A 17,705-nucleotide genomic window follows, 5' to 3' on the forward strand; every position below is an offset into this window, starting at 1 on the left:
GCAACGTGATCGCCCGGGCGGCCATTCCGTTCTTCTTCTGCCTCGTGCTGTGCATCGCGCTGATCACGCTGTTCCCGTCGATCGTGACGATCCTGCCTGACCTGGTGATGGGCAAGGAGCGCTAGCGCAGCAGCCCGCGCGGCGCGGGCGGATTCAACTAGTTGTCGAGTCCGCCGTCCGGCATCTGCCGCGCATACACCGCGAGCACGATGCGCTCGGAGTGGATGAGGTAGTCGTTCAGCGCCGCCGAGCCCTCGGCGAACTTGCCGGCCTCGATGAGTTCGAGCAGCTTCGTGTTCATGTCCACGTAGGGCGCGTGCAGGAACTCCGGGTCTTTCAGCAGCCCGAAGGCCAGCCGCAGCTCGACCAGGATGTGGGCGAACAGCACGTTGAGCCGCTCGCTGTCGGCCAGCTCGACGATGCCCTTGTGGAACTCCATGTTGGCCGTGCCCACGCCCAGCCAGTCGCCGGCGTCGCGGCATTTCAGCGCCATCTCGACCGCTTCGCGCATGTGCTTCTTGGCGGGGTGGCGCGGGTAGGCCTGCGCCAGCGCCTGGCACTCGATGAGCCGGCGCACGCGGTAGATGTCGATGATCGACGCGATGCTCGGCACCGCCACGAACACGCCGCGGTTCGGCGCGTGCTTGAGCAGGCCTTCCTTGGTCAGCGTGCGGAACACCTCGCGCAGGGTGTTGCGCGAAATCTCCAGGCTGTCGGCCAGCGCGGCCTCCGACAGCCGTTGCCCCGGCGAGAACTCGCCCTTCACGATCTTCTGGCGGATCAGCTCGGCCACGCGGTCGTTGAGCGTGAGCGCGCCGGCGGCCGGCGAGGCGGGGGAAGTGGGGGAATCCAGTCGGGTCATGCCGGTCGGTCGGAGGGGAAAAGGGAGGGGCGCAGCGAGCCTGCGTTGTAACAGACGGCTCCCGCACCACGCCGCGCCCGTGCACCGAAACGCCCCCGTTTCAGGGTTTTCATGGGGGTATTCAGGCACTGTTGTTGGGCACACTACATGAAATTGTTCAACAACTTGTTTGAAATGAGTGATTCATAAGAAATGAATTGCTCATTCATTGGCATGAGGTTTGCATCAATCGACCGCACCGGTGCCCCTGCGCCGGTGTTTTGCATTGCAACGAAAGACCAACCATGACACCTGAAGTCCCCCTGTGGCCGCTGATCGGCGTGGCCGTGATCATTGCGGGGTTCATCCTGCGCTTCAATCCGATGCTGGTCGTGATCGTCACGGCCATCGTCACGGCGTTCGCCGCCGGCTTCGGCCCGATGGCGATCCTCACGGCCATCGGCACCGGCTTCATCAAGACGCGCAACCTGCCGCTGATCATTCTTCTGCCGCTGGCGGTGATCGGCCTGCTGGAGCGCCACGGCCTGCGCCAGCACGCGCAGAACTGGATCAGCCGCATCAAGTCGGCCACCGCCGGCCGCCTGCTGATCGTCTACCTCGCGGCGCGTGAACTCACGGCGGCCATGGGCCTGACCAGCCTGGGCGGCCATCCGCAGATGGTGCGTCCGCTGCTCGCGCCGATGGCCGAAGGCGCCACCGAGACGCGCTACGGCAAGCTGCCCGACCGCATCCGCCACAAGCTGCGCGCCTACGCCGCGGCCACCGACAACGTGGGCCTGTTCTTCGGCGAAGACATCTTCGTGGCCTTCGGCGCCATCGTGCTCATGACCACCTTCCTGCACGAAGCCGGCATCGACGTGGAGCCGCTGCACATCGCGATGTGGGGCATCCCGACGGCCATTGCCGCTTTCATCATCCACGCCTGGCGCCTGCGCCGGCTCGACCAGGCACTGGCCCGTGAGTTGGGCGGCGCCGCGGAAGCCGACGTGCCCGCCACCGCCGTGCCCGCCAAGGAAGGACGCTGAGCATCATGATTCTCTCGATCCAGCACCTGTACCTCCTGGTCGGCTTCATCCTCGCCGTCACGGCCGTGATGACGCTGGCCGACCGCCAGCATCCCAAGCGCTACACCAGCGCGCTCTTCTGGGGCATCTATGCGCTGGTCTTCCTGGTCGGCGACAAGCTGCCGCCGGCACTGGTCGGCGTTGGCGCGATCGGCATGGCCGTCATTGCCGGCCTGCGCGGCGTCGGTGCGGGCAAGCACCGCGAACCCACGCCCGAGCAGTACCAGGCCAGCGCCACGCGCCTGGGCAACAAGCTGTTCATTCCGGCGCTGGCGATTCCGCTGGTCACCGTGATCGGCACCGTGGGCATGAGCCACATCAAGCTCGGCGGCACGCTGCTGCTCGACCCCAAGAACACCACGCTGGTGAGCCTGGGCATCGGCTGCGTGGTGGCGCTCGCGCTGGCCTGCTGGCTGACGCGCGAAACGCCCGTGCAGGGCATGCGCGAGTCGCGCCGCCTGACCGACGCGCTCGGCTGGGCCGTGGTGCTGCCGCAGATGCTCGGCATGCTGGGCCTGGTGTTCTCCGACGCCGGCGTGGGCAAGGCGGTGGCGCACATCACCACCAGCTACATCAACATGGACATCCGCTTCGTCGCCGTCGCGGTGTACGTGCTGGGCATGGCCCTGTTCACCATCATCATGGGCAACGGCTTCGCGGCCTTCCCGGTGATGACGGGCGGCGTCGGCGTGCCGGTGCTGGTGGGCGTGTACCACGGCGACCCGGCCGTGATGGCGGCCATCGGCATGTTCTCGGGCTACTGCGGCACGCTCATGACGCCGATGGCGGCCAACTTCAACATCGTGCCCGCGGCGCTGCTGGAGCTGCCCGACAAGAACGCGGTGATCAAGGTGCAGATACCCACGGCAGCCGCGCTGCTGGTGGTCAATATCTTCCTGCTGTACTTCCTGATGTTCCGCTGAGGCACCGCGCATGACGATCGCCACCGATGCCAAGGCACGCCGCGTGCTGCTCGCGGGCTTCGAGCCCTTCGAGAACGACCCGGTCAACCCCGCGTGGGAGATCGCCCGCGCGCTCGACGGCTGGACCTGCGAAGGCGCCGTGGTGCAGGCGGTGCAGCTGCCCTGCGTGTTCGGCCGCGCCATCGACACGCTCGACGCCGCGTTGATCGGCTCTCCCCTGCAGCTGGTGCTGTGCATCGGCGCGGCGGGCGGGCGCACCGAGATCTCGATGGAGCGCGCCGCGCTGAACATCGACGACGCGCGCATTCCCGACAACGCCGGCCAGCAGCCCATCGACCTGCCCGTGGTCAGGGACGGCCCGGCGGCCTATTTCTCGACGCTGCCGATCAAGGCCATGGTGCGCGACATGCGCGCGGCGGGCCTGCCCGCGGCCGTGTCCAACAGCGCCGGCACCTTCGTGTGCAACCACATCTTCTACGCGCTCATGCACCGGCTCGCGACGCGCCCGGCGCTGGCGCACACGCGCGGCGGCTTCGTCCACGTGCCCTACCTGCCCGAGCAGGCCGCCTCGAAACCCGGCGTGGCGAGCATGGCGCTGGACGCGCAGGTGGAGGCCTTCCGCGTGGCGATCCGCACCGCGCTCACCGTGCGCCACGACGTGCGCGAAACCGCCGGCCGGCTGCATTGATTCCTGAGGCGTGCCGTGCACGCCGGAGACCCCCGATGAACATCGACTTGAACAGTGACCTCGGCGAAAGCCTCGGCGTCTGGCGCATGGGCGACGACGCCGCCATGCTCGACATCGTCAGCAGCGCCAACGTGGCCTGCGGCTTCCACGCCGGCGACCCCGCGGGCATCCTGCGCACGCTGCGCCAGGCGAAGGAACGCGGCGTTGCAGTGGGCGCCCACGTGGCCTACCGCGACCTCGTCGGCTTCGGCCGCCGCAACATGGACGTCGACAGCGCCGACCTGCGCGCCGACGTGATCTACCAGATCGGCGCCCTGAAGGGCCTGGCCGCCGCGGCCGGCACCGAGGTGCGCTACGTGAAGCCGCACGGCGCGCTGTACAACACCATCGCGCACGACGAGCGCCAGGCGCGCGACGTGATCGCCGCCCTGCGCGAGATCGACGCCAGCCTCGTGCTCGTCGCGCTCGCGGGCTCGCCGCTCGTGGGCTGGGCCGAGGCCCAGGGCCTGCGCGTGGTGGCTGAAGCCTTTGCCGACCGCGCCTACACGCCGCAGGGCACGCTGGTGTCGCGCCGCGAACCCGGCGCCGTGCTGCACGACGCGACCGACGTGGCCGAGCGCATGCTGCGGCTGGCCAACGAAGGCACCGTCACCGCCATCGACGGCAGCGTGGTGCGCATCCGCGCCGACTCGATCTGCGTGCACGGCGACAGCCCCGGCGCGGTCGAGATGGCGCGCCGCGTGCGTGAGCGGCTCATGCAGGCCGGCGTGACGATCCGCCCCTTTGCCGAGGCCACCACCGCATGACGACCTCGATGCGCTTTCTTCGCGTCAACCTGAATGCCGTGCTGGTCGAGCTCGACGACCTGGCGCAGACGCTCGCGTTGCTGGCCTCGCTGCGCGCCGAGCCCCTCTCTGGCATCGACGAGCTGGTGCCCGCCGCGCGCACCATCCTCATCACCTTCCGCCCCGCCGTGCTGTCGGCGGCTGCGCTGGCACACGCCGTGCGCCAGCGAAAGCTCGACGCCCGCGAGACGCGCATCGACAAGCGCATCGAGATTCCTGTGCGCTACGACGGCGAAGACATCGCCGAAGTGGCCGGCCTGCTCGGCATCACGCCCGACGAGCTGGTGCGCCGCCACACCGGCAGCGACTACACCGTCGCCTTCACCGGCTTCGCGCCCGGCTTCGCCTACCTGAGCGGCGGCCACCCGAGCCTGAACGTGCCGCGTCGCGCCGTGCCGCGCACCCGCATCCCGGCCGGCGCGGTCGGGCTCGCGGGCAGCTTCAGCGGCGTGTACCCGCAGGCCAGCCCCGGCGGCTGGCAGATCATCGGCGTGACCGACATGCCCATGTGGGACCTGTCGCGCGAGACGCCGGCGCTGCTGCAGCCCGGCGATGCGGTGCGCTTTGTCGATGCCTCGTCGTTGAAGGTGGCGTTGCCGATGGCCGAGCCAGTGGTCGCAGCGCCCGCGCCTGTGGCCATCGAAGGCGGCAGTGCCTTCGAGGTTCGCGCTGCTGGCTTGCAAGCGCTGTGGCAGGACGGCGGTCGCCACGGCCAGGCGCGGCAGGGCGTGTCCGCCTCCGGCGCGATGGACCAGCGCTCGCTGCAGGCGGCCAATCGACTGGTCGGCAATGTGTCGGATGCGGCCTGCCTCGAACTCGCCTACGGCGGCTTCCAGTTCGTCTGCCGCGGCAACGCAGTGATGGCCGTCACCGGCGCCGACGGCCCGCTCACGCTGACCCGCGCCGACGGCGCGCAATGGCCGCTGCCGCGCTACCAGCCCGTCGCACTGGCCGATGGCGACACCGTCACTGTCGGCGAGCCCGTCGCCGGCATCCGCAGCTACCTGGCCGTGCGCGGCGGCTTTGCCGTGGCGCCCGTGCTCGGCAGCTGCGCGACCGACACGCTGGCCCGCATCGGCCCGCCCGCCGTGGTGGCGGGCGACGTGCTGCCTGTGCGTAACGTCGCCACCGGCGCCGTCGTCGGCGCCACCGAAGCACCGCCGACCGACCTGCCCACCGTGCAGGAAGAAGTCGTGCTCGACATCGTGCTCGGCCCGCGCACCGACTGGTTCACCGCCGACGCCGTCGAGCGCCTGTGCAGCCAGCCGTGGGTGGTGACGCCGCAGTCGAACCGCGTTGGCATCCGCCTGAACGGCGAGCAACCGCTGGTGCGTGCCAACACCGCCGAGCTGCCCAGCGAGGGCACGGCGCGCGGTTCGATCCAGGTGCCGCCCAGCGGCCAGCCCGTGCTGTTCCTGGCCGACCACCCGCTCACCGGCGGCTACCCCGTGATCGCGTCGGTCGCCACCCACCACCTGGACCGTGCGGGGCAGATCCCCGTGAACGCCCGTGTCCGCTTCCAACCGATGGCCGGCCACGGCCCCATCGAACTTTGAGATCGAGAGTCCCGCGATGAAAAAAGTCCTGATCGCCAACCGCGGCGAAATCGCCGTGCGCATCGCACGTGCTTGCGCCGACCACGTCGTGCAGTCGGTCGCCGTCTACGCCGATCCCGACCTGAATGCGCTGCACGTGCGCCGCGCCGACGAGGCCTACGGCCTGGACGGCCACCGCCCGGCCGACACCTACCTGAACATTCCCAAACTGCTGGCCATCGCCAAGCGCAGCGGCGCCGACGCCGTGCACCCCGGCTACGGTTTCCTCTCGGAAAGCGCAGCCTTCGCGCAGGCGGTGATCGACGCCGGCCTCACGTGGATCGGCCCTTCGCCTTCGGCCATCGCCACGCTGGGCGACAAGGTGCAGGCCCGCAAGCTCGCCCTGAAGGTTGGCGCACCGCTCGTCGCGGGCACGGCCGACCCGGTGAGCAACGCGGGCGAGGTGCTCGCCTTTGCCGAACAGCACGGCCTGCCGATCGCCATCAAGGCGGCCTTCGGCGGCGGCGGGCGCGGCATCAAGGTCGCGTGGCGGCTCGACGAAGTCGAAGGCCTCTACGAATCGGCCGTGCGCGAAGCCATCACCGCCTTCGGCCGCGGCGAGTGCTACGTCGAGCAGTTCCTCGACCGCCCGCGCCACGTCGAGGCCCAGGTGCTCGCCGACACGCACGGCAACGTCGTCGTGCTCGGCACGCGCGACTGCTCGCTGCAGCGGCGCAACCAGAAGCTCGTCGAAGAAGCGCCCGCGCCCTTCCTGAGCGACGCACAGCGCGAGCGCATCCACCAGTCGGCGCGCGACATCTGCGCGGCCGCCGGCTACACCGGCGCCGGCACCGTCGAGTTCATGCTGAGCGCAAGCGGCGCGATCTCGTTCCTCGAGGTCAACACGCGCCTGCAGGTCGAGCACCCCGTGACCGAGGAGACCACCGGCATCGACCTCGTCATCGAGCAGCTGCGTATCGCCGAAGGCCTGCCGCTGTCCGTCAAGGAAACGCCGGCACCGCGCGGCCACTCCTTCGAATTCCGCATCAACGCCGAAGACGTGGGCCGCGGCTTCCTGCCGACACCCGGTCCCGTCCACGTGTTCGACGCCCCCTCGGGCCCGGGCGTGCGCGTCGACACCGGCGTCGACGCCGGCTCGCAGGTGCCCGGCACCTTCGACTCGCTGATGGCCAAGCTCATCGTCACCGGCGCCACGCGCGCCCAGGCCATCGCACGCGCGCGCCGCGCGCTCAAGGAATTCCGCATCGAAGGGTTGGCGACGGTGCTGCCGTTTCACCGCGCGGTGATGGCGCACCCCGACTTCGTGTCGGAAGATGCCTTCAAGGTCCACACGCGCTGGATCGAAACCGACTTTGCGAACGACGAAGCGGCAGGCATGCGGCCTGATCCACTGCCGGATGCGTCGCTGCACCGCACGGCCATCGAGATCGACGGGCGGCGCATGTCGCTGGGGCTGCCGGCGGAGTTGCTGCGTGGGTTGGCGTCGGCGGGTGGTGGTGGTGCTGCTGCTGCGCCTGGCGTCGTTGCGAACGCGCCTGCAGCGGATGTCGCCGCCGTGGCTGCGCCGGTGTCGGGCACGCTGCAAGGCTGGAAAGTCGCGGATGGCGACGAGGTCGCCGAATGTGCGGTGATCGCCGTGATGGAGGCGATGAAGATGGAGATGCAGGTCGTGGCGCACCGCGCGGGGCGCATCGCGTTCGCTGCTGCTGCGGGTGGCTATGTGGCAGCCGGGACGGCGATTGCGCGCATCGGGTGAATGAGGGCGGTCGTCAAGGCTTGAGGAACAAGGCGACGAGCCCTGAAACGATGCAGGGTGCGAACGTCACGGCGGCCATGTAGGTTTCGAGACGCGCGCCTGTATCGCGTGCGTCGACAAGCAGGTGGCGCGCAACAAGATAGATCAAGGCGGCACTGGCCAAAAGAACCACGAACAGCCATGCCTTCGACAAATAGGGCATCCACGAAGGATGCGGGCTGAAGCGATGAATGACCAGAGCGATGGTGCAAAACACCGACAGCACGCTCGCGGAAAGTAGAGCGCCTCCAACCAGCAGACCCAAGACGTTGGGTTGGCTATCCATGCGCCGACTCCCTCTGAGAAAAAATCAAGTCTTCCATTCGATGTCTCGAGTTACGTTCGACGTCGACAGTACACCCCAATAGGCGATCGGTCGCAGGCACTCTTTCATGCACGCATCATCTCCGTTTCCTTGATGCGCGGACGCTCGTGATCCGCAATAAGCTGAGGCGAGTTCTGAGGCGGCTTCGGTGTCGCTCCTTCTTTCGAGCCCCATGCCAATGGCATTTCAACCCAGAACCCCTTGATGCCCGCGTTGAGCTTGGCCATGGCTTCACCGGCTTTGTGCTTTCCCTGAGGGTCCATGAAGGCGGGCTGCAGCGGCGGTGTCATCGAGAACGTCAAAGACTCCTTGTTCGCCCCATTCTTGTCCTTGAATTTCTTCGTGAAACCCTTCACGCGCCCTTCCGTCAGCGTGCCGTGGGCATCGCGTGGCGTGTGGAGAAAAACTTCGTTGTAGACGGAGCGATTGCTCGCGGCCAGTTGCCGAATGCCCTTGATGGTCGAGGCTTGCAATGGCTTCTCGAGGTCAACCCCGGCGGGCGCCTCTTGCTTCTTCACCCCTGTGGTCTTGCGATCGACCAACATTCCCAGGTGTTTTTTCCACGCCTGCAGGCGAAGTTCACGTGCGAAGCCTCGCGTGATGCACTGCACCCCTGCGCCGACATCGGTCATCGCCGCGTTGCTCGTGTCCACCACCACGGCCGCTAGCTCGGTGTCGCCGTTGCCGTTCAGGCTTCGGTCGTTGATGTTGGCGCTTCCGATGATGGCCACAGCATCGTCGACGATGGTCAGCTTGCTGTGCACATAGATCATTTCAGTGATGACATTGCTGCCGGTCTGCCCGTAGTTACGGACATTGAGTACGGTCAGGTAGTCGCGCCATTGGTCCTGCATCCCATGCTTTTGCAGGACGTCACGCACGGCGGGATTGGTCTTTGGCGCTTCCCGCAGCCCCCATGCCTTCATGTGCTTTGCGACGATCGTCGCGTTGATCCGATTGATCAAGCTATTGTTGGCGCGGCTCACGCCCTGCAGGGCCCACCAGGTTTGGGACTTGGTTCCTTCAATCTCAAGCTGACCCTCAGGGTGTTCGGGCAACACGAGGTACACGTGGAACGCCCGGCCGGCATAGATGGCTCGCCCCACGGCATTCGCCAGTTCCTTGATGATCGGGTTCTTGGAAGGACACGCCGTCCCTCGCTGATCGGTGCCGCAATCTGACATGAAAAACTGGTTCTCGATGTAGACGAACGCCTGCGCTGCCCGAATGCAATTGACCATTGCATCCCGGATACTCGTTTGATGCGTTCCTTTCCACGAAGTGCGTGCCGCCTGGACCACCTTGCGACGCTTGTCATTCGGCGATTTCCAATCGTCATTGATGTACTTGTAGTGATCTCCCCATAGCTTGATTTCGTCGTTGAGTTGAGCGGAGGAGGCCGATCGGCAAATCTGAACGTCGCAGCCGCCGCCGCCTCGTTTCAGCGGGTCGATCAGGTAACTGGGGCCCTTGGCCCTGTCGAACCATCCTGCGTCCATTCCCGAATCAAAGCGGTTCGTCCCTGTTCCCGCGAAGCTGTTCCAGCGCAGCACAAAATTGACGAACACGTCGAAAGCCGCTGGGCCTTCGATGCGCATGGCAATGTCCTGCCAAGGTTGGCGCGGCTGGGTAGCCTCGTTGAACATGCGCTCCTTGCTGTTGTTGTTGCTCGAGTAGGGCGGGGCAAAGCCGGGCCGTCCATTGGACTCTTTTGTCAATCCGAGCTCTGCGCTGGTCGGTGCCCGATAGGGATCGAGTTGTCCGTTGTACCCATCGTTGATGACGTGCAGGGAGCGATTCATCACGACGTCGCATGCATCCGTGTCCCAGCGCCCGTAGGCGAGATCGATCCCGCCGACAAAGGCAATCTGACCATCGACGATCACTGATTTTTGATGGTGGGAGAAGAAGATATTGGCGTCGGCCGCCTTTCCAACTGCGCGCTTGGTCGAGTATTCCCACGTCACAGAATTTCGACCGGTGTTGGGGTTCTGAAGCATCACTTGAATCGACCCCTTGCCCGGAGGCAGCCCGTTCAGCTTGGGCTGCGACGTATCGTCATGGGTGTCCAAGGCGTATACGACGGAGTCATACAGGATCACTCTCACGTGCACGCCTCGCTGCAAGGCATCTGCCAGCAGCTCCGACAATCTTCCGGGGTGTTTCGGGTCGCCTCGATTGTCCAACTCGACGTCATAGTCGAGCTGCCAGCCCGTGATCATGATGAAGCTCTTCGCGCCGCGGATCGCATCCGCGACGGCCTTCATGTAGCTTTTGCCGTTGATGTACCCCGCGCACTTGTTGCCGTAGCGGGGGAAGGCGAAGGGCTGGTTCAAATCAAAGTACTGATTGCTGACAGTCGCTTTCGTATTGGGAACGATCTGCGCGGTGTACTGATCGATTGGATCGGTCATTCAGAGATAACCTCTTGATTGCTCGTCGCCAGATGGTGATCAGGCGTCGACCTTGGGCTTGATTGGATTGAGTCCGGGGACATCAGCATCACTCTTTGCATGTTCTTCGAGCCAATCGCGCTTGATGTCATCCAGGTCTCGACCATCCGCTGCGAAATTCAGAGCGTCCAGAATCTTCTCCGGCATGACGCCCTTTTCGTCGCCGGTCCAGCGTGCAGGCTTCAGCACCATGGCTGTCAGTCCACTCACCAGCCAGACTTTTCCCGTGCCGATTTCTTGATGAACGGAACGTTGTTCGTCGTCACTGAGTTTGATCAGGCCGTCCGAACCGACGGTGCCTGTTGCCAGGGTGGAACTCCAGTGTTCGTCGCTGAACACTTGTGGAGGAACGCTGCCATCTTCCGTTTGGGTGTCCGTGACCACGATATGCCATGGCTGGCCCACCGGGACTGCACCTGACTCCCCCGGAATGTCCTGCAGGGAAAGTGCAAACTTGATGGGCTCCAATGCAGAAGCAGGAGCGACTGGCAGCGGATAGCTCATCCTCGTCGGCCCGGCCAACTTCCGCTGCACCGAGTGATAAGTGATCTTCCCCGGACACTCGAACGTGATGTCCCCATCCTGCAGCGTGATCGACGCACCCTGCGCCGTCGCGATGCGGATCTTCTTCTTGGCCGCGAACTCCACCGTCTGGTCGGTGCTGGCGATCTTCAGGGCCTCCTTGGCCTGCACGCGCAGTTCGTCGTGCTGCGCCTGGAAGTCCAGGTCGTCGTTGCCCGCGATGACCGACAGGCCTGTGTCCGCATCGGCCTTCTGCGCGCCGGCCAGCACGCCGATGGCTTGGCCGCTGTGCACGCGCAGCACGTCGGCCAGCGCCAGGTTGATGTCGCCGCCGCTGGCCAGCGTGGCGGTCTCGCCGCTGACGACCTGCAGCTGCTGGCCCGCCACCATCGCCAGGCCGCCGCGTGCGGCCAGTGCGATCACGGCGTCGCTCGTGTGCGGCACCTTGCCTTCGCCGGTGGCGATGGCCTTGTCTGCTGCATCGGCGTAGGCAGCATCGAGCGCATCGGCCGTCACCATGCCGCTGGCGGTGCGCTCCATCGCGGCGTAGGGGGCACGTTCCTTGTCGAGCTGCGATTCGTTGGCCTTGCCGGCCCCGATGTGCCCGGCCAGCTGCACGGTCTCGTGGGTCCTGGCGGCATCGCTCAGGGCCTGGCCCAGCTGCTGCACCTGCTTGAGCAGCGCCATGCCGGCGGCGAAGTCGCCCACGGGCTCGAGCTTGTGGCCGCCTGCGCCGTGGTACGTGCTCAGCAGCACGCCCTTGCCGCCGCGCAGGGCCGCATAGCCGTCGGTACGCAGCTCCAGCCCCTGGCCTCGGAAGCTGCCGCGGAAGTTGTCGGCCTGGTGGATCAGGTGGCCCAGGTTCAGCTGGCTGTGGGCGGTGCTGGCGTGCAGCTGCACGCGCAGCTGCTGGTTCGAATCGTCGAACACCAATTGGCTGAAGCCTTCTCCGCCGAACTCCTTGGTCTTGAAGCCGCTGAGGGCCGCTGCATTGCGGTGGCCCTTGTCGTCGGCGCTGGCGCCGTGCCAGGGCGGGGCGTGGCCGGCCGCGAGGTTGGCCTGGGCGCTGGGCGAGGCGTTGCTCGCTTGGGCGAAGACGTCGTTGTTGTCGTTGCTGCCCTGTTCGCTGTCGCGTGACGCGCCGCCGGGCGTGGGGGCGATGCCGCCGTCGCCGCGCCCGTTGTACAGCGCCCCGACGATGACGGGCTGGTCCACATCCAGGTCGACGAACTTGACCAGCACTTCCTGCCCGATGCGCGGCAGCCACTGCCAGCCCATGCCGGGGCCCGCCTGGCGCTGGGCCACGCGGATCCAGCGGGTGCTGCGGTTGTCCTGGGCGTTGTCTCCATTGCTGTTGCCGTTGTCGCTCAATCCGTTCTGCCAGTGGAAGTGCACGCGCACGTCGCCGCGGTCGTTGCAGTACAGCTCGTCGGCGCCGTTGGGCGAGGTCTCGCCCGAAGGGCCGACCACGATGGCGCTGTGCACGCCGCTGGCCGTGGGCCTGGCGTGCAGGCGGGCACCGTCGGTCGCCGCCAGTGCGGGGCGCCAGGGGCGCGGGCCGTGCACGCCCGAGAAGCTGTTGGCGTAGCCCTGGGCCTGCGCGGTGGCCAGGCTCTGGGGCTGCGGGTAGAGGTTGTTGTCGTTGCTCGTTGCCACTGCTGCAGACACCAGCCCGAACACATCGGCCTCGGCCGTCACGGGAGCACACGGTTGGTCGAACACGAGGTGTTCCGTCAGCTCGCCCAGCTGCGCCGCAATCGACGCGGCCGTGTCCTTGGGCAGGTTGTTGATGCCCACGTGTTCGACGGTGTCCAGCAGCAGCGCAGGCCTGGCCTGCAAGCCCAGCGCGGGCGCGTCGTCGATCTCGAGGCGCGTGCCCGCGCGCAAGGTGCGCACGGTGCTGTGGCCCAGCATCAGGTCGGCGCGGCATTCGGCCGCTTCCATCATCAATGCCGCGTAGCGCTCGACGGTGCGGTTGGTGTCCCAGCCGCGGCTGCGGTCGTTCAGGCCGAGCACGTCGTCGTACTCCAGCCGCGGGGCGTTCTTGCCGCCGACCGGAAAGCGCGCGGGGGCGCTGCCTGTGAGCTGGCGCTTGCCGTCGACGTTCCAGGCGCTCAGGTGCACCTGGGCCACCGACTGGCGCATGCGGCGCACCAGCGCTTGCACGGCGTCGCTGCGCTCCTGGGAGCTCTTGCGGTGAAAGCGAACGGGCGAGCCTGCATCGGCGGGCTGGGTGTCGTTCGACGAGAAGATGATGAGCTTGTGGCCTGTCGGGGCCTGGGCGTCTTCCTCGATGCGCCAGGCCAGGCCTTCTTCGGCCAGCAGGCGCGAGAAGAAGTCGAAGTCGCTCTCGCGGTACTGGGTGCAGTAGGTGCGAACGGGCGCGTCGGCGAGGAAGCTGTTCACTTCGGAAGAGAAGGCCCAGCTGCCCGCATCCGCATACGGCGCCAGCACGCGTTCGATGATGTCTGCCACGCTGCGCTGCTGGAAGACCTGGCTGCGCCCTTGCTGGGTGGCCAGCCAGAGCCAGGGCACGAGTGTGAGGCGGTAGCGCGCCAGGCCGCCGTCGGCGCCGAGTGACTCGACGGCGCGGATCAGGCCGGTGCGTCGTGCGAGCGAACCATTGGCCAGCACGGTGACCAACGTCAGGGGCTGGTCGATCAGCGATGACAGCGCCAGGTCCGCACGCAGGCTCAGGCACACGATGCGCAGCTCGAACAGCTGCGACACCGCCTCGCGCTGCACCCAGCCTTCCACGCGCAGAGCATCGATGCTCTCGTGCGCGGCGCTGTTGGAGGACGACGAAGCACTCGGCGCTTCGAGGCGATACAGCCGCGCCGTCTGGCTCAGCTCGGCCCACAGGACGCTGCGGTCAGCGGAAGGCATCGGGAATTCGCTCAGGTTCGGATGCTCAAGGTTTGCAAGGTGCGCCCGGCTTGCAGTCCGCCGTTGCGGCAGTGGCCTGCGCCGATGGTGCGGGGTCGGAGGTCTTGCTGCGCTTGAGCAGCGCGGTCAGCAGGTCGGTGTCGGGATCGGGTCCCTTCGGCCGTGCCGCCGTTTGCGCGAGGTCGGTGCGCGCGGCGGGCTTCGTTGCCTTGCCGGTGTTGGCAGCGGTCTTGACCGGCTTGCCGTTCGCGGCCGTGCGCACGGGCTTCTTCGAACCCGACGCGATGCGCTCCGGCTTCTTCGCGACTGCGGCGCTGGCCTTGCTGTCGGCGCCTGCCTTCTTCGCGGGGGAGGCCGCAGCAACGCGCGCAGGCTTCGCGGCCGGCGGCACGGCCATGGGCTGCGCACCGATGGCTGCGAACGGCGTGGAGGCCTGTTGTTGCGGCTGTGGCCCCGGCGGCGGCGTGCTGTCGCCTTCGATGATGCGCGCGGGCGTGGGCTCCGGTGCCGCGGCGGCGACGGGCGTCTCGGGCTTCGGTGGTTCCTTGGCGACAGGCGCTGCAACCGGCGCAGGCGTTGCTGCCGCCACGGTCGTCGCTGCGGAATCCGTGCGCTTCGATTGCAGGTGGTAGGTCGTGGCACCCGCCACGCCGATCAACACTGCGAGCGAAGCCCACACGCCTGGCCGTGCGAAGAAGGAGCGCGCGCCGCTCTCGCGGCCACCGAACTGTGCGAGCACCCGCGTGGATTCGCCTCCGGGTGCGGCGGTCGATGTGGCCGCGGTGGGTGCGCTCGAACCGAGCAGGCTCGGGCGGTCCTTGTGGGCGTCTGACGCGCCCATCATGGATGGGTGGTCCGGCTGGCTGCGGGCATGTGATTTCTCCCCTCGGCTTTATGTGGCGTGATCAACGCGATATCGCAATTGGGATGCAACAAGGCGTTGCGTGCGATGGGTTCAAATTTTTAAGCGACTCATACAATTGAGTGGCTCTCATTGAACACCGTTGATCTTCTTCACTCTCTTTTGTTATTTTGCCTTGATGGTGGCAGCACTTGCCATCTTCTTGTTCCCTTCTTTTCGTGACCGTGTGTTGCGAGCGACGGTCTCCATTTCTACTGCTATTGCATTCTTTTTTATTGGAATAGGACGCCGTCTCGGCTTTGTGTCCGAAGCAAGTTTTCAGTTGATGCGAGACAGCGGCTCAGGAGTGCGTACTTTTGCCGTAAGGCATCGCTACTTGTTGCTGTCGGGCATGGGTCTGCTTATCGTGCCGGTGTTGTTAAGTGTGACTTTCGGAAGTGGCCGGGTTCTGTTCTTCGACGACTGGGCCGCCACAAGCGACCCGAAGATCGAGGCCTTGCTCAAGGGCGAGCAGCTGGTGCCGCCGCAACCGTTGCCGCCCGAGGTGTTTGCCACTGCAGAGGTCGAGCAGATTCGTCCGCTCACGAAAGAAGGCAGTCGGGACTGGGCTGTTCTGGATGTGGACTTTCGTAATCGTTTGCTGCTGGTCTACAAGATCATGAAAGAAAAGCACGGCTACGACCTCGCATTGCTCGAGGGTTATCGCAGCCCCGAACGGCAAGCCAAACTCGCTGCATTGGGCAATACAGTGACCATGGCGAAGGCCAATCAAAGCTATCATCAGTATGGACTTGCGGCAGACAACGCGTTCTATCGCAATGGCAAGCTGGTGATCTCTGAAAAAGATCCATGGGCCATGGAAGGCTATCGCCTCTATGGCGAAGCGGCCGAGTCCGTGGGCTTGGTGTGGGGTGGTCGATGGTCCTTCAGGGATTACGGTCACGTGGAGTACCGCAAGCCGGGATTTAAATTGTCACGCAACTGAATGCCGAGACGACATCTGTCGCACCGGCACACCACGAGGCAATCAAGGGGGAGAGTTCAAATGGGTGAGGATCAACCCGAGGCGGACAACGACCGCCCGTGGATCGTTCTGCATGACAAGACCGACCACGGTGGCTTCGTGATCACCGCATCCGAAAACACGCACATCGATGAACGGCGCGTGGCGCGCATCGGCGACATGGTGTCGTGCCCGCGGCCCGGCCATGGCATCAACCCCATCGTGACGGGCAGCGACTGCGTGTCGATCGATGGCCGGCGCGTGGCGCGCCACGGCGACCGTGCGGCCTGCGGTTGCCGGCTGTTGTCCAGCCAGATCGCTTCCGCGTCCGAATGACGACGGTGCCTCCTTCTTCGACTGCAGGCATGGCATGCGGTCACGCGACCGCGTGGGCTGTTGCCATCGCCATTGCGTGACGCAGGCGTTCGAAAACTCCGGATGCTGTCGCGATTGATCAAGCCCGTGCTCCTGGCCTGCGCCGTGTTCATCACGGTGTGGGTGCTCGTGATCGTCTACTGGCAGTACACGGCGCGCATGCCGAGCACGAGCGACATCGTGCTCTACCTCGTGGTGCTGCCGCTCGCGCTGATGCTCTTCTATGTGGTGCTGCGCCGCATCTTCACGGCCGCACCCGCTGCTGCGTTGCCTGCAGCGGGCGCAACGGTGGCCGCAGGCGCCGCCGCCTCATCGAATGCCGTAGCACCCGAAGCCTCGCAGGAGCGCCTGCAGATGGCCGTGCTCGCCTTCGCCCTTCGCACGCCGCGCGGCAGCGATGCCGACACGGTGGCCACCGCGATCGGCCAGGCGCAGACGCCAGAGCTCGTTCCCGAACTGCGTGACGGCGAAGGCTTCCCCGTCATCGCGGGCCGCGTCGAAGGCATCGACGAGAACGAGCTGCGCGAGCACCTGCGCGAAAGCCTGCAACCGGCCGGCGAAGCTTTCGATATCGATGCGCTGCCTGACGACCGGCTGCGCGCCATCCATCTCATGTCCGACGTGCTGCAGGAGCTGCTGGCGTCCGCGGCCGAGGCGATCGCGAACGCCGGCGATGCACTCTCGGTGCGCGCGCCCGGGCGCTTCGTGTCCAGCGGCGGCGTCATCCCGGGGCCGGCGGCGGCGCCGCAGCTGAACCTCTCGCTGCTGTTGCCGGGTGCATGGAGCGAGAGCGAACGCGTGCTCGCCACGCAGTGGGTGCAGCAGCGCGTGCGCGAGGGCGATGCCTCGCAGCGCTGGCTTGTCGACTGCTTCAAGAGCGAAGACGGCGTGTCGGCCATGGCGCTGCTCGACCGCATCAGCCTGTCGCTGCATCGCGAGCAAAGGCCCGCGCTGTGGATCGCGCTGGCGGCCGACTCCTCGGTGTCTGAAGCCAGCATCGCGCGCTGGGAGGCCGACGGCCTGCTGTACACCGCCACGCGCCGCAAGGGCCGCGTGCCGGGCGAAGCCGCCGCGGGCCTGCTGCTCGTGCGCGCCGGCGATGCACTGCTGGCACCGGCCGAGGCCGTGCGCCTGTCGCGCAGCGCAAGCGGCCAGCGCGAGGCCTCGGCCGACACGGCGCGCACGCCCGATGCCAGCCTGCTCGATCGCTTTGCCCAACATCTGATGGCTACGTCGGCCCTCGCGATCGCCCAGATCGACTGGGTCGTGAGCGACGCCGACCACCGCACCAGCCGCGTCACCGAAGTGGCCAAGCTTGTGCAGGAGCGGCTGCCGCACGTGCCCTTCGAAAACAACCTCTCTGTCTGCGCCACCCTGGGTCACCTGGGGGCCGCGGCCGACATGAGCACCGTCGTGCTCGCGTGCCACTTGGCTGCGCGCGATGCACGGCATGTGCTCGCCATTTCCGTGCAGGACGCGCTCGCCCGAACGGCCTTGTTGGCCGGCCCTGCGAGCCCCGCGTCACCCGCTACTTAAACAGGACCGA

The 17,705-nt window shown here is 66.6% G+C and carries 14 protein-coding genes; 9 read left to right on the forward strand and 5 right to left on the reverse strand.

Annotation, left to right across the window (positions count from 1 at the left end):
* Positions 1–157: 157 nt before the first annotated feature.
* The gene (locus AC07YS_RS29840) at positions 158–862 is read right to left on the reverse strand and encodes a GntR family transcriptional regulator (protein WP_235944293.1); all 705 of its coding nucleotides are present in this window, start codon (positions 860–862) and stop codon (positions 158–160) included.
* Between the two features lie 284 nt (positions 863–1,146).
* Between AC07YS_RS29840 and AC07YS_RS29845 the strand changes: the two genes are divergently transcribed.
* From AC07YS_RS29845 to AC07YS_RS29870, 6 genes are read left to right on the forward strand one after another with little or no spacing between them, the layout of a single operon-like run.
* Positions 1,147–1,887, forward strand: a complete 741-nt coding sequence (locus AC07YS_RS29845) for a DUF969 domain-containing protein (RefSeq protein WP_062477421.1) — start codon at positions 1,147–1,149, stop codon at positions 1,885–1,887.
* Between the two features lie 5 nt (positions 1,888–1,892).
* Entirely contained in the window at positions 1,893–2,849 is a 957-nt protein-coding gene (locus AC07YS_RS29850) for a DUF979 domain-containing protein (protein ID WP_095747223.1), read from the forward strand.
* A 10-nt stretch (positions 2,850–2,859) separates the two neighbouring features.
* Positions 2,860–3,537 (forward strand): pyroglutamyl-peptidase I, encoded by a 678-nt coding sequence (gene pcp, locus AC07YS_RS29855; protein ID WP_307637647.1) that lies wholly within the window; start codon positions 2,860–2,862, stop codon positions 3,535–3,537.
* 35 nt (positions 3,538–3,572) lie between these two features.
* Positions 3,573–4,343, forward strand: a complete 771-nt coding sequence (locus AC07YS_RS29860; RefSeq protein WP_495269996.1) for a LamB/YcsF family protein — start codon at positions 3,573–3,575, stop codon at positions 4,341–4,343.
* Positions 4,344–4,351: 8 nt separating this feature from the next.
* A complete protein-coding gene (locus AC07YS_RS29865; protein WP_495269997.1) occupies positions 4,352–5,938 on the forward strand; it encodes a 5-oxoprolinase subunit B/C family protein in 1,587 nt (528 codons plus the stop codon).
* Between the two features lie 16 nt (positions 5,939–5,954).
* On the forward strand, positions 5,955–7,694 hold the full coding sequence (locus AC07YS_RS29870) for an acetyl/propionyl/methylcrotonyl-CoA carboxylase subunit alpha (protein WP_495269995.1): 1,740 nt from the start codon (positions 5,955–5,957) through the stop codon (positions 7,692–7,694).
* A gap of 13 nt (positions 7,695–7,707) precedes the next feature.
* Here the strand turns inward: AC07YS_RS29870 and AC07YS_RS29875 are convergent, their stop codons facing one another.
* From AC07YS_RS29875 to AC07YS_RS29890, 4 genes are all read right to left on the reverse strand, one after another.
* Complete coding sequence (locus AC07YS_RS29875; protein ID WP_495269994.1) at positions 7,708–8,019, reverse strand: hypothetical protein; 312 nt, start codon at positions 8,017–8,019, stop codon at positions 7,708–7,710.
* 104 nt (positions 8,020–8,123) lie between these two features.
* Entirely contained in the window at positions 8,124–10,472 is a 2,349-nt protein-coding gene (locus AC07YS_RS29880) for a phospholipase D-like domain-containing protein (protein ID WP_495269993.1), read from the reverse strand.
* 39 nt (positions 10,473–10,511) lie between these two features.
* Positions 10,512–13,919 (reverse strand): type VI secretion system Vgr family protein, encoded by a 3,408-nt coding sequence (locus AC07YS_RS29885; RefSeq protein WP_495269992.1) that lies wholly within the window; start codon positions 13,917–13,919, stop codon positions 10,512–10,514.
* 25 nt (positions 13,920–13,944) lie between these two features.
* Positions 13,945–14,763: a hypothetical protein gene (locus tag AC07YS_RS29890; protein WP_495269991.1), complete on the reverse strand. Its 819-nt coding sequence runs from the start codon at positions 14,761–14,763 to the stop codon at positions 13,945–13,947.
* Between the two features lie 160 nt (positions 14,764–14,923).
* On the opposite strand from AC07YS_RS29890, the gene AC07YS_RS29895 reads away from it, so the two are divergent.
* The 3 genes from AC07YS_RS29895 to AC07YS_RS29905 all read left to right on the forward strand — a co-directional run bounded on the left by AC07YS_RS29895 (position 14,924) and on the right by AC07YS_RS29905 (position 17,695).
* Entirely contained in the window at positions 14,924–15,766 is an 843-nt protein-coding gene (locus AC07YS_RS29895; protein ID WP_370681903.1) for a M15 family metallopeptidase, read from the forward strand.
* 60 nt (positions 15,767–15,826) lie between these two features.
* Positions 15,827–16,120, forward strand: coding sequence for a PAAR domain-containing protein (locus AC07YS_RS29900; protein ID WP_062481115.1), 294 nt, complete (start codon positions 15,827–15,829; stop codon positions 16,118–16,120).
* A 102-nt stretch (positions 16,121–16,222) separates the two neighbouring features.
* The gene (locus AC07YS_RS29905) at positions 16,223–17,695 is read left to right on the forward strand and encodes a hypothetical protein (RefSeq protein WP_495269990.1); all 1,473 of its coding nucleotides are present in this window, start codon (positions 16,223–16,225) and stop codon (positions 17,693–17,695) included.
* Positions 17,696–17,705 lie beyond the last annotated feature (10 nt).

The sequence above is a fragment of the Variovorax sp. GW458-11-26-14-LB1 genome, from assembly GCF_059423965.1.